Genomic DNA, 15,551 nt, shown 5'->3' on the forward strand with positions numbered 1-15,551 from the left:
GCAACATCAAAAAAGATTTGACTATAAGGGTCTGTAGCTCAGTTGGTTAGAGCACCGTCTTGATAAGGCGGGGGTCGATGGTTCGAGTCCATCCAGACCCACCAGATTCCATAGTAAGCACCTGTTAGACAAATGGGGGATTAGCTCAGCTGGGAGAGCACCTGCTTTGCAAGCAGGGGGTCGTCGGTTCGATCCCGACATTCTCCACCAGTAACTGTAATAAAAACCTGACAAGAAATCACTTTGATGTTGTAGCGATAGAAAAGAAAGAAATTAGAAGTAAATGTTCTGCATGAATATTTACTTCTAGTTTTTAACTAGACTGTTCTTTAACAAAATGGAAGAAGTAAAGTGAGCACATATCTTTGTGATGAGGATGTGTGTTCAAAATGGGTAGTAATTGATTGCAAAATCGAAACATTTTGCTTTGTTTAGTTCCGGTTAGATAGTGTAGTGAATGTTAGCAATAACGTTTACACACGAAATAACCTAGAAATAAATGAAACAAACCATCTCAATCTGTACAACCTTGCAGATTGAGAGAAAGTTGCTTTAGAAACACCTGTAGCTGACGTTCTCATGCGTCACGAGATCTGAATATTTAAAAGGGTTCAGGTTTTAAAGTTATAGGATCAAGCGAATAAGTGCATATGGTGGATGCCTAGGCGATTACAGGCGATGAAGGACGTGGTAGCCTGCGTAAAATTTCGGGGAGCTGGCAAACAAGCTTTGATCCGGAAGTGTCCGAATGGGGAAACCCACCCGCAAGGGTAACCGCTCTTGAATATATAGAGAGATGGTGGCAAACCGAGTGAACTGAAACATCTAAGTAGCTCGAGGAAAAGAAATCAACCGAGATTCCGTAAGTAGTGGCGAGCGAACATGGAATAGCCTGTTATTTTTAGCACATGCGATAGTAGAACGGAATGGAAAGTCCGGCCATAGAGGGTGATAGCCCCTTATACGAAATCCCGTGTGTGGAACTAGGGTAACGACAAGTAGGGCGGGGCACGAGAAACCTTGTCTGAACATGGGGGGACCATCCTCCAAGGCTAAATACTCGTAATCGACCGATAGTGAACTAGTACCGTGAGGGAAAGGCGAAAAGAACCCCGGGAGGGGAGTGAAATAGATCCTGAAACCGTATGCATACAAACAGTGGGAGCGGACTTGTTCCGTGACTGCGTACCTTTTGTATAATGGGTCAGCGACTTACATTCAGTAGCAAGCTTAACCGATAGGGGAGGCGTAGCGAAAGCGAGTCCGAATAGGGCGTCTAGTTGCTGGGTGTAGACCCGAAACCAAGTGATCTATCCATGGCCAGGATGAAGGTGCCGTAACAGGTACTGGAGGTCCGAACCCACAAATGTTGAAAAATTTGGGGATGAGCTGTGGATAGGGGTGAAAGGCTAAACAAACTTGGAAATAGCTGGTTCTCTCCGAAAACTATTTAGGTAGTGCCTCGTATATCATTCTCGGGGGTAGAGCACTGTTATGACTAGGGGGATCATAAGATCTTACCAACTCATTGCAAACTCCGAATACTGAGAAATGCAATTACGGGAGACAGACCATGGGTGCTAACGTCCGTGGTCAAGAGGGAAACAACCCAGACCGACAGCTAAGGTCCCAAATGACGTGCTAAGTGGAAAACGAAGTGGGAAGGCATAGACAGCCAGGATGTTGGCTTAGAAGCAGCCATCATTTAAAGAAAGCGTAATAGCTCACTGGTCGAGTCGTCCTGCGCGGAAGATGTAACGGGGCTAAGCACGTAACCGAAGCTTCGGATGCTACATTCTTCGGAATGTATGCATGGTAGGAGAGCGTTCTGTAGGCCTGCGAAGGTAACCTGTGAGGGTTGCTGGAGGTATCAGAAGTGCGAATGCTGACATGAGTAGCGATAAAGGGAGTGAAAAGCTCCCTCGCCGAAAACCCAAGGTTTCCTGCGCAACGTTCATCGGCGCAGGGTGAGTCGGCCCCTAAGGTGAGGCAGAGATGCGTAGCTGATGGGAAACAGGTTAATATTCCTGTACCTTTATATCATGCGATGTGGGGACGGAGAAGGTTAGGTCAGCCGGGTGTTGGATGTCCCGGTTCAAGCGTGTAGTCAGATTCCTTAGGCAAATCCGGGGAGTCGTTAATGACGAGGCGTGATAACGAGTCTACTTGTAGACGAAGTGATTGATACCATGCTTCCAAGAAAAGCCACTAAGCTTCAGTGATATAAGACCGTACCGCAAACCGACACAGGTGGGTAGGATGAGAATTCTAAGGCGCTTGAGAGAACCCGGGAGAAGGAACTCGGCAAATTAGCACCGTAACTTCGGGAGAAGGTGCGCCCTGGTAGTGTGTAGCGACTTGCTCGTGAAGCACGATAGGGTTGCAGTGAAAAGGTGGCTGCGACTGTTTAATAAAAACACAGCACTCTGCAAACACGAAAGTGGACGTATAGGGTGTGACGCCTGCCCGGTGCTGGAAGATTAAATGATGGGGTGCAAGCTCTTGATTGAAGTCCCAGTAAACGGCGGCCGTAACTATAACGGTCCTAAGGTAGCGAAATTCCTTGTCGGGTAAGTTCCGACCCGCACGAATGGCGTAACGATGGCCACACTGTCTCCTCTCGGGACTCAGCGAAGTTGAAATGTTTGTGAAGATGCAATCTACCCGCGGCTAGACGGAAAGACCCCATGAACCTTTACTGTAGCTTTACATTGGACTTTGACAAGATTTGTGTAGGATAGGTGGGAGACGTTGAAGCGGAGTCGCTAGATTTCGTGGAGTCAACCTTGAAATACCACCCTGATGTTGTTGAGGTTCTAACCTAGGTCCATAATCTGGACTGGGGACCGTGTATGGTGGGCAGTTTGACTGGGGCGGTCTCCTCCCAAAGAGTAACGGAGGAGTGCGAAGGTAACCTAGGTACGGTCGGAAATCGTACTGATAGTGCAATGGCATAAGGTTGCTTGACTGCGAGACGGACAGGTCGAGCAGGTGCGAAAGCAGGTCATAGTGATCCGGTGGTTCTGTATGGAAGGGCCATCGCTCAACGGATAAAAGGTACTCTGGGGATAACAGGCTGATTCCTCCCAAGAGTTCATATCGACGGGGGAGTTTGGCACCTCGATGTCGGCTCATCACATCCTGGGGCTGTAGCCGGTCCCAAGGGTATGGCTGTTCGCCATTTAAAGTGGTACGTGAGCTGGGTTTAAAACGTCGTGAGACAGTTTGGTCCCTATCTGCCGTGGGCGCTGGAAATTTGAAGGGACCTGCTCCTAGTACGAGAGGACCGGAGTGGACGTATCTCTGGTGGACCGGTTATCATGCCAATGGTATAGCCGGGTAGCTAAATACGGAAGAGATAAACGCTGAAAGCATCTAAGCGTGAAACTCGCCTTGAGATGAGATTTCCCTGGGGGTTTAACCCCCCTAAAGAGTCGTTCGAGACCAGGACGTTGATAGGACGGATGTGGAAGCGCAGTAATGCGTTAAGCTGACCGTTACTAATTGCTCGTGAGGCTTGATCCTATAACCTTAAAACTTGAACCTGATTTGATTAAATTCAAGTCAATACAAGATTAACAGGTGTTTTTAATAGTGACTTGATATGTAAGACAATGTAATCAATGATTACACATTAAACTTTACTTCTTCTGTTTGTTAAAAACTGCATCAAAGCTGTCTAGAAATAGACTGAATGATGAAGTTAAGACGCTAATTCTATGAAAATAGGATTGAGCGCACAGCATTTCTGCTTGTGATAGGCAATTGGGTGAAAACTCAACAGCGCACAAGAGTTACCAGTTATGCTTGGCGGCCATAGCGGTTTGGACCCACCCCTTCCCATCTCGAACAGGGCCGTGAAACGAACCAGCGCCAATGATAGTATGCTTTTTTGCATGCGAAAGTAGGTCACTGCCAAGCTATTTATTTAGACTACTCAACAGTAGTCACGCATCAGCCCTCGTAAGAGGGCTTTTTGCTGTAGTTTTATAAAAAATCTCTGAAATATTTGCGATTTATAATAAATAAAAATTGTTTCAAGATTGTGATTGACAAGGCGTGAAACCCCTGTAGAATGCGCACCTCGCTGACAGAACGAACGTAGTGAGTAGGTGTTCAAAGTACTAAATATCGTGTGTCAAAATACCGTCAATAATAAATAAGAAACATTTCAAATTTATGATTGACGCGGCTCAAAAGCTCTGTATAATGCGCACCTCGTTAACGCAAAGCGTTGACGAGAAGTTGAAAAGAAAACATATTTTCGACACAGCTCTTTAACAATTTAACAACTGATAAGTGTGGGTGCTTGTGGTTTTGGACAAGCCTACTTAGACGCAATTTACTTATTCCTGTAGACGTTAAACTCTGCTTGAATTTAACTGGATTGTTTGGTTTAAGTACGGCCTCAGAAAAACAAGTGCTTACACTTAAATTTATGACAAATATGTAACGGTTCTTAGTAATAAGAATCACACAGACCTTGAAATGAATTTGAGTCACTTACCTTTCATTAGGTAAGTAAAGCAAAAGCGAAATAACCACCTCGCAAGAGGAAAAAGTAATAGTCATACATTAAACTGAAGAGTTTGATCATGGCTCAGATTGAACGCTGGCGGAATGCTTTACACATGCAAGTCGAACGGCAGCACGGACTTCGGTCTGGTGGCGAGTGGCGAACGGGTGAGTAATATATCGGAACGTATCCAATAATGGGGGATAACTAATCGAAAGGTTGGCTAATACCGCATACGCCCTACGGGGGAAAGCTAGGGACCTTCGGGCCTGGCGTTAATGGAGCGGCTGATATCTGATTAGCTAGTAGGTGAGGTAAAAGCTCACCTAGGCGACGATCAGTAGCTGGTCTGAGAGGACGACCAGCCACACTGGAACTGAGACACGGTCCAGACTCCTACGGGAGGCAGCAGTGGGGAATTTTGGACAATGGGCGAAAGCCTGATCCAGCCATTCCGCGTGAGTGAAGAAGGCCTTCGGGTTGTAAAGCTCTTTCGCAAGGGAAGAAAACTTAGATACTAATATTATCTGAGGTTGACGGTACCTTGATAAGAAGCACCGGCTAACTACGTGCCAGCAGCCGCGGTAATACGTAGGGTGCGAGCGTTAATCGGAATTACTGGGCGTAAAGCGTGCGCAGGCGGTTTTGTAAGTCAGATGTGAAATCCCCGAGCTCAACTTGGGAACTGCGTTTGAAACTACAAGACTAGAATATGTCAGAGGGGGGTAGAATTCCACGTGTAGCAGTGAAATGCGTAGAGATGTGGAGGAATACCAATGGCGAAGGCAGCCCCCTGGGATAATATTGACGCTCATGCACGAAAGCGTGGGGAGCAAACAGGATTAGATACCCTGGTAGTCCACGCCCTAAACGATGTCTACTAGTTGTTGGTGGAGTAAAATCCATGAGTAACGCAGCTAACGCGTGAAGTAGACCGCCTGGGGAGTACGGTCGCAAGATTAAAACTCAAATGAATTGACGGGGGCCCGCACAAGCGGTGGATTATGTGGATTAATTCGATGCAACGCGAAAAACCTTACCTGGCCTTGACATGTAACGAACTTTCCAGAGATGGATTGGTGCTCGAAAGAGAACGTTAACACAGGTGCTGCATGGCTGTCGTCAGCTCGTGTCGTGAGATGTTGGGTTAAGTCCCGCAACGAGCGCAACCCTTGCCATTAATTGCCATCATTTAGTTGGGCACTTTAATGGGACTGCCGGTGACAAACCGGAGGAAGGTGGGGATGACGTCAAGTCCTCATGGCCCTTATGGCCAGGGCTTCACACGTAATACAATGGTCGGTACAGAGGGTCGCCAACCCGCAAGGGGGAGCCAATCCCAGAAAGCCGATCGTAGTCCGGATTGAGGTCTGCAACTCGACCTCATGAAGTCGGAATCGCTAGTAATCGCGGATCAGCATGTCGCGGTGAATACGTTCCCGGGCCTTGTACACACCGCCCGTCACACCATGGGAGTGGGTTTTACCAGAAGTAGGTAGTCTAACCTTCGGGAGGACGCTTACCACGGTAGTATTCATGACTGGGGTGAAGTCGTAACAAGGTAGCCGTATCGGAAGGTGCGGCTGGATCACCTCCTTTCTAGAGAACATCCATTGCTGCAAGCATTCACACTTATCAGTTGTTAGACCAAAGCAACATCAAAAAAGATTTGACTATAAGGGTCTGTAGCTCAGTTGGTTAGAGCACCGTCTTGATAAGGCGGGGGTCGATGGTTCGAGTCCATCCAGACCCACCAGATTCCATAGTAAGCACCTGTTAGACAAATGGGGGATTAGCTCAGCTGGGAGAGCACCTGCTTTGCAAGCAGGGGGTCGTCGGTTCGATCCCGACATTCTCCACCAGTAACTGTAATAAAAACCTGACAAGAAATCACTTTGATGTTGTAGCGATAGAAAAGAAAGAAATTAGAAGTAAATGTTCTGCATGAATATTTACTTCTAGTTTTTAACTAGACTGTTCTTTAACAAAATGGAAGAAGTAAAGTGAGCACATATCTTTGTGATGAGGATGTGTGTTCAAAATGGGTAGTAATTGATTGCAAAATCGAAACATTTTGCTTTGTTTAGTTCCGGTTAGATAGTGTAGTGAATGTTAGCAATAACGTTTACACACGAAATAACCTAGAAATAAATGAAACAAACCATCTCAATCTGTACAACCTTGCAGATTGAGAGAAAGTTGCTTTAGAAACACCTGTAGCTGACGTTCTCATGCGTCACGAGATCTGAATATTTAAAAGGGTTCAGGTTTTAAAGTTATAGGATCAAGCGAATAAGTGCATATGGTGGATGCCTAGGCGATTACAGGCGATGAAGGACGTGGTAGCCTGCGTAAAATTTCGGGGAGCTGGCAAACAAGCTTTGATCCGGAAGTGTCCGAATGGGGAAACCCACCCGCAAGGGTAACCGCTCTTGAATATATAGAGAGATGGTGGCAAACCGAGTGAACTGAAACATCTAAGTAGCTCGAGGAAAAGAAATCAACCGAGATTCCGTAAGTAGTGGCGAGCGAACATGGAATAGCCTGTTATTTTTAGCACATGCGATAGTAGAACGGAATGGAAAGTCCGGCCATAGAGGGTGATAGCCCCTTATACGAAATCCCGTGTGTGGAACTAGGGTAACGACAAGTAGGGCGGGGCACGAGAAACCTTGTCTGAACATGGGGGGACCATCCTCCAAGGCTAAATACTCGTAATCGACCGATAGTGAACTAGTACCGTGAGGGAAAGGCGAAAAGAACCCCGGGAGGGGAGTGAAATAGATCCTGAAACCGTATGCATACAAACAGTGGGAGCGGACTTGTTCCGTGACTGCGTACCTTTTGTATAATGGGTCAGCGACTTACATTCAGTAGCAAGCTTAACCGATAGGGGAGGCGTAGCGAAAGCGAGTCCGAATAGGGCGTCTAGTTGCTGGGTGTAGACCCGAAACCAAGTGATCTATCCATGGCCAGGATGAAGGTGCCGTAACAGGTACTGGAGGTCCGAACCCACAAATGTTGAAAAATTTGGGGATGAGCTGTGGATAGGGGTGAAAGGCTAAACAAACTTGGAAATAGCTGGTTCTCTCCGAAAACTATTTAGGTAGTGCCTCGTATATCATTCTCGGGGGTAGAGCACTGTTATGACTAGGGGGATCATAAGATCTTACCAACTCATTGCAAACTCCGAATACTGAGAAATGCAATTACGGGAGACAGACCATGGGTGCTAACGTCCGTGGTCAAGAGGGAAACAACCCAGACCGACAGCTAAGGTCCCAAATGACGTGCTAAGTGGAAAACGAAGTGGGAAGGCATAGACAGCCAGGATGTTGGCTTAGAAGCAGCCATCATTTAAAGAAAGCGTAATAGCTCACTGGTCGAGTCGTCCTGCGCGGAAGATGTAACGGGGCTAAGCACGTAACCGAAGCTTCGGATGCTACATTCTTCGGAATGTATGCATGGTAGGAGAGCGTTCTGTAGGCCTGCGAAGGTAACCTGTGAGGGTTGCTGGAGGTATCAGAAGTGCGAATGCTGACATGAGTAGCGATAAAGGGAGTGAAAAGCTCCCTCGCCGAAAACCCAAGGTTTCCTGCGCAACGTTCATCGGCGCAGGGTGAGTCGGCCCCTAAGGTGAGGCAGAGATGCGTAGCTGATGGGAAACAGGTTAATATTCCTGTACCTTTATATCATGCGATGTGGGGACGGAGAAGGTTAGGTCAGCCGGGTGTTGGATGTCCCGGTTCAAGCGTGTAGTCAGATTCCTTAGGCAAATCCGGGGAGTCGTTAATGACGAGGCGTGATAACGAGTCTACTTGTAGACGAAGTGATTGATACCATGCTTCCAAGAAAAGCCACTAAGCTTCAGTGATATAAGACCGTACCGCAAACCGACACAGGTGGGTAGGATGAGAATTCTAAGGCGCTTGAGAGAACCCGGGAGAAGGAACTCGGCAAATTAGCACCGTAACTTCGGGAGAAGGTGCGCCCTGGTAGTGTGTAGCGACTTGCTCGTGAAGCACGATAGGGTTGCAGTGAAAAGGTGGCTGCGACTGTTTAATAAAAACACAGCACTCTGCAAACACGAAAGTGGACGTATAGGGTGTGACGCCTGCCCGGTGCTGGAAGATTAAATGATGGGGTGCAAGCTCTTGATTGAAGTCCCAGTAAACGGCGGCCGTAACTATAACGGTCCTAAGGTAGCGAAATTCCTTGTCGGGTAAGTTCCGACCCGCACGAATGGCGTAACGATGGCCACACTGTCTCCTCTCGGGACTCAGCGAAGTTGAAATGTTTGTGAAGATGCAATCTACCCGCGGCTAGACGGAAAGACCCCATGAACCTTTACTGTAGCTTTACATTGGACTTTGACAAGATTTGTGTAGGATAGGTGGGAGACGTTGAAGCGGAGTCGCTAGATTTCGTGGAGTCAACCTTGAAATACCACCCTGATGTTGTTGAGGTTCTAACCTAGGTCCATAATCTGGACTGGGGACCGTGTATGGTGGGCAGTTTGACTGGGGCGGTCTCCTCCCAAAGAGTAACGGAGGAGTGCGAAGGTAACCTAGGTACGGTCGGAAATCGTACTGATAGTGCAATGGCATAAGGTTGCTTGACTGCGAGACGGACAGGTCGAGCAGGTGCGAAAGCAGGTCATAGTGATCCGGTGGTTCTGTATGGAAGGGCCATCGCTCAACGGATAAAAGGTACTCTGGGGATAACAGGCTGATTCCTCCCAAGAGTTCATATCGACGGGGGAGTTTGGCACCTCGATGTCGGCTCATCACATCCTGGGGCTGTAGCCGGTCCCAAGGGTATGGCTGTTCGCCATTTAAAGTGGTACGTGAGCTGGGTTTAAAACGTCGTGAGACAGTTTGGTCCCTATCTGCCGTGGGCGCTGGAAATTTGAAGGGACCTGCTCCTAGTACGAGAGGACCGGAGTGGACGTATCTCTGGTGGACCGGTTATCATGCCAATGGTATAGCCGGGTAGCTAAATACGGAAGAGATAAACGCTGAAAGCATCTAAGCGTGAAACTCGCCTTGAGATGAGATTTCCCTGGGGGTTTAACCCCCCTAAAGAGTCGTTCGAGACCAGGACGTTGATAGGACGGATGTGGAAGCGCAGTAATGCGTTAAGCTGACCGTTACTAATTGCTCGTGAGGCTTGATCCTATAACCTTAAAACTTGAACCTGATTTGATTAAATTCAAGTCAATACAAGATTAACAGGTGTTTTTAATAGTGACTTGATATGTAAGACAATGTAATCAATGATTACACATTAAACTTTACTTCTTCTGTTTGTTAAAAACTGCATCAAAGCTGTCTAGAAATAGACTGAATGATGAAGTTAAGACGCTAATTCTATGAAAATAGGATTGAGCGCACAGCATTTCTGCTTGTGATAGGCAATTGGGTGAAAACTCAACAGCGCACAAGAGTTACCAGTTATGCTTGGCGGCCATAGCGGTTTGGACCCACCCCTTCCCATCTCGAACAGGGCCGTGAAACGAACCAGCGCCAATGATAGTATGCTTTTTGCATGCGAAAGTAGGTCACTGCCAAGCTATTTATTTAGACTACTCAACAGTAGTCACGCATCAGCCCTCGTAAGAGGGCTTTTTGCTTTGTGGAGCTTCAATCAATTCATCAATCTTAATTGCCGCTTCGATATTAATCTAACCCGACTTTATTCAAGCAAAAATAAAGCCCTCGCAGGGAGGGCTTGGGGGATTGTGTGAGCTGGCTATAGTTAGTTCGGAGTCAGCTTAATATGGCTGCCATCGTCTAAGAATACACGTACGTTTCTTGGATACACAAATACGTTCTCGCCTTGAGTGAGGTTTAATTCACGGAAGCGTTCTTGTGTTAACTCCGCTTCTACTAACTCTGATTGATCTGCTGGTTGTAGTTCTAATCTTACCAATGGACCAATAGCATGAATGTAACTAACGGTCGCTTCAAAGCCTTGCGCACTGCCATTACGTACTTTATGCACTTCAATGTCATGCGGACGCACATATGCAGTTGCTACGCTATTCTGTGTGCCTTCATGTGCGTCAACTTTTACTTGAATATCACCAATTTTCGCTTCACCTAAATGCACATGGCTATTGAATTGGTTCACATTACCTAAGAATTGATATACAAATGGCGTTGCCGGATGGTTATAAACATCTTGTGGCGACCCTATTTGCTCAATATTACCTTTGTTAATCACAACAACACGGTCAGAAACCTCTAAGGCTTCGTCTTGGTCATGAGTCACGAAGATACTCGTGATATGAAGCTCATCATGCAGACGACGTAACCAGCGACGAAGTTCTTTACGGACTTTTGCATCTAATGCGCCGAACGGCTCATCAAGTAATAAAACCTTAGGTTCAACGGCCAAGGCACGTGCTAAAGCGATGCGTTGTCGCTGCCCACCAGACAATTGTGGAGGGTAACGATCTGACAGCCAGTCCAGCTGCACGAGTTCAAGTAACTCATGCACACGTCTTTTAATTTCAGCATCAGAGGGTCGTGTTTCTTTAGGACGCACACGTAATCCAAAAGCCACGTTCTCAAACACGGTCATGTGGCGGAACAAGGCATAATGTTGAAATACAAAGCCTACCTGACGTTCGCGTACTTGTCTCGCGGTTGCATCTTCACCATAAAAGTGAATGCTACCTGAGTCTGGCGTTTCGAGTCCCGCAATGATTCTTAACAGTGTGGTTTTACCGCAACCTGAAGGTCCGAGCAATGCGACTAGCTCACCGCTAGGCACATCCAAGCTAATATCATTCAGGGCGCTAAAGCTTCCAAAGTTCTTTTTGATATTACGTATTTCGATACTCATAGATTCATTCCAATTGATTCAATGTTCGTTGTTTAGGTGGTATATATTTAGATACTCTCATTGTGGATAGCGTTTTGTGCCACACGCCATTCGACAAAGGTTTTGAGTATCAGTGTGACAATCGCTAGCAACGCCAATAATGAAGCCACAGCAAAGGCTGCTGCTAATTGGTGATCCGCGTAAAGAATTTCTACATGCAGAGGCAGCGTATTGGTCATGCCAATAATGTGCCCAGACACGGCAGAAACTGCACCAAACTCGCCCATGGCACGTGCATTAGTTAAAATTACGCCATATAGCAAGCCCCATTTGATATTCGGGAATGTGATGCGCCACAGGATTTGCCAACCTGATGCCCCTAACACAAGCCCCGCTTCTTCTTCATCTTTGCCTTGCGCTTGCATTAAAGGTATTAACTCACGCGCAACAAACGGAAAGGTAACAAAAATGGTAGCTAGTACAATGCCTGGTATTGCAAAGATGACTTTGATGTCATGGTCGAACAGATATGAGCCAAACCAGCCTTGCATACCGAAAATTAAGATATAGATTAAACCAGCAATCACAGGTGATACGGCGAATGGTAAGTCAATCAGTGTAATCAGTATGCTCTTACCCTTAAATTCAAACTTAGCAATTGCCCACGCCGCAGACACACCAAATACCACATTAAGCGGCACGGCAATCAGCGCTGCGATTAAGGTCAGCTTCATTGCGGACAGCGCATTAGGATCTGATATCGCTGCAAAGTAAGTCGCAAAGCCGTGACGTAATGCCTCTGTAAATACTGCAAGCAAAGGCAATATTAGAAAAACACCTAGAAATAGCACAACAATTGAAATAAACAGACGGCGTACCAAAGCTGGCTCAGAAGTCGCCCGGCTGATAGCCACTTTGTTGTTGTAATTGCTATATTGCGATTGAGCTAAAGTATTTGTAGCTGTGTTAATTGACATAAAGTTCTCATAAATAATGACTAATATTTAAGGGTGTTTCTGTAAATTTAAATTTCTAAGCCAAACAAGGCGCGAACTAAAAATTATGACGCCGCATATGTTTGATATGTAAGGAGTAATTTTTTGTGAGCAACGCAGTGTGGTGATGAAAGTTAGATTTATAGAAATGCCCTTTAGTGTGAGGTTGTATGACGACGGTTAAGCCACCATTGCAAACCGTTAATAGCAAACAAAAGTAAAAAGGAAATAACTAACATCACTACAGCCACAGCTGTGGCCTGCGAGTACTCATGTTCATCTAATTTAATGTAGATGATAAGTGGGGTAATCTCAGAGACAAAAGGAATATTACCTGCAATGAATATGACTGAACCATATTCACCGATTGCTCGGGCAAAAGCTAATGAGAAGCCTGTGAGTAGTGCTGGCCATATCGCTGGGAATACAATCTTAGAGAAGGTCTGCCAGCGATTAGCCCCCAAGCTAGCTGCGGCCTCTTCTGTTTCAGCTTCTAAATCTTCTAATACAGGTTGCACTGTACGCACAACAAATGGCAAGCCAATAAATGTCAGTGCAACAATTACACCAAGCGGCGTAGAAGCCACTTTGATACCATGTGGCTCTAGCCAAGCACCTATCCAGCCATGTGCTGAATACAAGGTGGCTAAAGTAATACCCGCTACCGCAGTAGGAAGTGCAAAAGGTAAATCGACTAAAGCATCAAGGATTTTTTTACCTGGAAACTTGTAGCGCACCAATACCCAAGCGGTGAGTAGTCCAAATACGGCGTTAATCAATGCACCAATTAAAGATGCACCAAAGGTTAGTTTGTAAGAAGCTACTACCCTCGGTGCTGTTACTACCTCCCAAAACTCATTAAAACTTAATTCTGTTGTTTTAATGAATGCGGCTGATAAGGGAATCAATACTATCAAGCTAAGGTACAGTATCGTGTAGCCTAGAGACAGATTAAAACCAGGGAGGATATTCTTTTTAGTGGACATATTTTTCAATCAATTATTCATGCATATTTTCATGCACACTTTTATTTAAGTAGCCGCTAATTTAACAGGGATCTTAATAAGTTAAAAATACTGTTTACCTATAACTTTATAGCCAAAAGGCATTAAGCGGCCTCGCGCACATTAACAATTGAAGGTGAACGTTTAAATAGTGAGGACGGTTGCAACTCTTTAGCGGTAACAGGTTTAGCTAAGAAGTAACCTTGAAACAACGTGCCACCAGACTCAATTGCAATATCTAATTGATTTTGTGTTTCTATGCCTGTAATCACAGGCTTCGCGCCTATGTCTTGAATGATCTTAACCAAGCCAGGTAAAGCATTGCGAACACGCACATTAGTTTCAGCTTGCTGGATCAAATTTAAATCCAATTTAACGAAATCAGGCGTGAATTTCCATAGTCGATCGATATGTGACTGGTCGCTACCAAATCGGTCTATCGCGATACGGTAACCGCGATCACGATAGTTGTTGATTGCATCCGACAATTGCTGATCATGCTCGATTAAGGCCTCTTGTATTTCAATGACAATACGCTCAGTGGGAACCGAGTTGGCGTGTAAAATTCGCTCAAACACTTTGCCGTGCTCATTGACCGAAACTAGTAGCTTGGGATGCACGTTTAGAAATAGCAAACCATTTTCTGCATAGATTTGTCTAAAGTTCAGTACGTGCAAAGTTCTGCTAACACGGTCGAACTCAACTAACTTTCCAGCTTGCTCGGCATAGGTGAATGCAAATTCTGGTGCGCTGGCTAACTCACTGCCTAAGGTCGGTCTTAGCAAGGCTTCATGCCCATATAAATCGCCAGCTTCGCTATCATAAATTGGTTGAAAAGCAGTATTCAAGCGCACTCCTACAAACGTGCTATTGAACTCGCCAGTAAACTGTTCGGCTAAGCCGTATTCATCGAAATCCAGCAATAATGATTCTTTCAACTGCAATCGTAATTGCTCCACATGTGAGGCAATTGGAGGTGCAGCAATTGGTTGTTGGGTCATGTTTATTCCTTTTACTTTTTCTTTATTTATTATAGATTTGGTCAAAATTGCCGCCATCGGCAAAGTGGACTTTTTGTGCTTTTTCCCAGCTACCAAATACTTCGTCGACAGTGAATAAGGATATCGGTTTAAACCTAGCGCTGTATTTCTCTGCGACTGAAGCTAGGCGCGGTCTTAAATCATGTTGTGCGGCAATCTCTTGTCCCACTTCAGAGAAATGGAACTCTGCATAAGCTTGGGCAAGCGCACGGGTTTTATGTTTATCAACATATTTGTCTACAATCGCGATGGGGTTTTCTGCCAAGATGCTGACTGATGGATAGACAACATCAAACTGCTGCGTTGAATCCTTTTTGATTAAATTCACTTCATTTTCAAAAGTCAGTAGCACATCGCCAATGTCGCGTTGCGCGAAGGTTGTTGTGGCACCGCGTCCGCCAGTATCTAAAACAGGCACGTTTTTAAAGAGCTTGTTAACAAACTCTTTAGCCTTGGCTTCGTCGCCACCTTTTTTAATCACATAACCCCATGCGGCCAAGTAGCTGTATTTACCATTGCCTGAAGTTTTTGGATTTGGAATCACCACAGAAATGCCAGGCTTAACTAAATCATCCCAATCTTTAATTTGCTTAGGGTTGCCTTTACGAACCAAAAACACTGTGGTTGAGCTTGTAGGTGAGCTTGCGTAAGGAAGACGTTTTTGCCAATCTTTAGGAATCAGTTTTCCGCGGGTGTATAGAATATCAATGTCTGGCGATTGGTTCATGGTCACAATGTCAGCTTCAAGGCCGTCGTTGACTGATCTCGCTTGCTTGCTGGAGCCACCATGAGATTGGTTGATGGTGATGGATGCGCCAGTTTTATCTTTCCAATATTTTATAAATGCCGCATTAAAGTCTTTGTAAAACTCTCTAGTGACATCGTAAGAAACATTGAGCAAACTATTGTCAGCAGCTAAGCTGAATGATGAAAATGCTGCTGAGGATATCAACAAACTGGTAATAAGTAATTTCTTTAACATCTGAATGACCTTGTGCTTTTTGTTTGAATACACGCACTTTAACCAACAGTTGAAATAATGTAAAAGAATTATAAATGATATGTATATGCAAAATGGTGATATATAAAATAGTTGAACGTGCCTTTTTAAAGTCGTTCGAGTGGTGTATATTGAGTGCATGAAAATAAAGGAAAGCCATTTTAGGCA

5 protein-coding genes, 4 tRNA genes and 5 rRNA genes are annotated in these 15,551 nt (G+C 45.5%); 9 read left to right on the top strand and 5 right to left on the bottom strand.

The genetic code is table 11. From position 1 onward, the window contains the following. Positions 1-27: 27 nt before the first annotated feature. From M301_RS00525 to rrf (M301_RS00565), 9 genes are all read left to right on the top strand, one after another. A tRNA-Ile gene (locus tag M301_RS00525) sits at positions 28-104 on the top strand. Positions 105-134: 30 nt separating this feature from the next. Further along, a tRNA-Ala gene (locus tag M301_RS00530) sits at positions 135-210 on the top strand. Between the two features lie 420 nt (positions 211-630). Continuing rightward, positions 631-3,525: ribosomal RNA gene (locus M301_RS00535) — 23S ribosomal RNA — on the top strand. Positions 3,526-3,806: 281 nt separating this feature from the next. Beyond that, positions 3,807-3,921: ribosomal RNA gene (gene rrf, locus M301_RS00540) — 5S ribosomal RNA — on the top strand. Positions 3,922-4,577: 656 nt separating this feature from the next. Beyond that, positions 4,578-6,115: ribosomal RNA gene (locus M301_RS00545) — 16S ribosomal RNA — on the top strand. Positions 6,116-6,195: 80 nt separating this feature from the next. Further along, positions 6,196-6,272 (top strand) — tRNA-Ile (locus M301_RS00550). 30 nt (positions 6,273-6,302) lie between these two features. Beyond that, a tRNA-Ala gene (locus M301_RS00555) sits at positions 6,303-6,378 on the top strand. Positions 6,379-6,798: 420 nt separating this feature from the next. After that, positions 6,799-9,693, top strand: a 23S ribosomal RNA gene (locus M301_RS00560). 281 nt (positions 9,694-9,974) lie between these two features. Beyond that, a 5S ribosomal RNA gene (gene rrf / locus M301_RS00565) occupies positions 9,975-10,088 on the top strand. The 16S, 23S and 5S rRNA genes sit together here with 4 tRNA genes alongside, the layout of an rRNA operon. Before the next feature lie 185 nt (positions 10,089-10,273). Here the strand turns inward: rrf (M301_RS00565) and M301_RS00570 are convergent. The 5 genes from M301_RS00570 to M301_RS00590 form a co-directional block, all read right to left on the bottom strand. Beyond that, positions 10,274-11,365, bottom strand: coding sequence for a sulfate/molybdate ABC transporter ATP-binding protein (locus M301_RS00570; protein ID WP_013146811.1), 1,092 nt, complete (start codon positions 11,363-11,365; stop codon positions 10,274-10,276). A 47-nt stretch (positions 11,366-11,412) separates the two neighbouring features. Then, the gene (gene cysW / locus M301_RS00575) at positions 11,413-12,321 is read right to left on the bottom strand and encodes a sulfate ABC transporter permease subunit CysW (protein WP_013146812.1); all 909 of its coding nucleotides are present in this window, start codon (positions 12,319-12,321) and stop codon (positions 11,413-11,415) included. A 173-nt stretch (positions 12,322-12,494) separates the two neighbouring features. Then, complete coding sequence (gene cysT, locus M301_RS00580) at positions 12,495-13,325, bottom strand: sulfate ABC transporter permease subunit CysT (protein ID WP_013146813.1); 831 nt, start codon at positions 13,323-13,325, stop codon at positions 12,495-12,497. 122 nt (positions 13,326-13,447) lie between these two features. Next, a complete protein-coding gene (locus M301_RS00585) occupies positions 13,448-14,344 on the bottom strand; it encodes an EAL domain-containing protein (protein WP_013146814.1) in 897 nt (298 codons plus the stop codon). 22 nt (positions 14,345-14,366) lie between these two features. After that, a complete protein-coding gene (locus M301_RS00590) occupies positions 14,367-15,365 on the bottom strand; it encodes a sulfate ABC transporter substrate-binding protein (protein ID WP_013146815.1) in 999 nt (332 codons plus the stop codon). Positions 15,366-15,551: the final 186 nt, after the last annotated feature.

It is taken from the genome of Methylotenera versatilis 301 (genome assembly GCF_000093025.1).
Taxonomy (GTDB): domain Bacteria; phylum Pseudomonadota; class Gammaproteobacteria; order Burkholderiales; family Methylophilaceae; genus Methylotenera; species Methylotenera versatilis.

Excerpts from the sequence above, each read along its gene's own strand:
- M301_RS00570 (WP_013146811.1), bottom strand. The coding sequence starts at position 11,365 with ATGAGTATCGAAATACGTAATATCAAAAAGAACTTTGGAAGCTTTAGC.
- cysW (WP_013146812.1), bottom strand. The coding sequence starts at position 12,321 with ATGTCAATTAACACAGCTACAAATACTTTAGCTCAATCGCAATATAGC.
- cysT (WP_013146813.1), bottom strand. The coding sequence starts at position 13,325 with ATGTCCACTAAAAAGAATATCCTCCCTGGTTTTAATCTGTCTCTAGGC.
- M301_RS00585 (WP_013146814.1), bottom strand. The coding sequence starts at position 14,344 with ATGACCCAACAACCAATTGCTGCACCTCCAATTGCCTCACATGTGGAG.
- M301_RS00590 (WP_013146815.1), bottom strand. The coding sequence starts at position 15,365 with ATGTTAAAGAAATTACTTATTACCAGTTTGTTGATATCCTCAGCAGCA.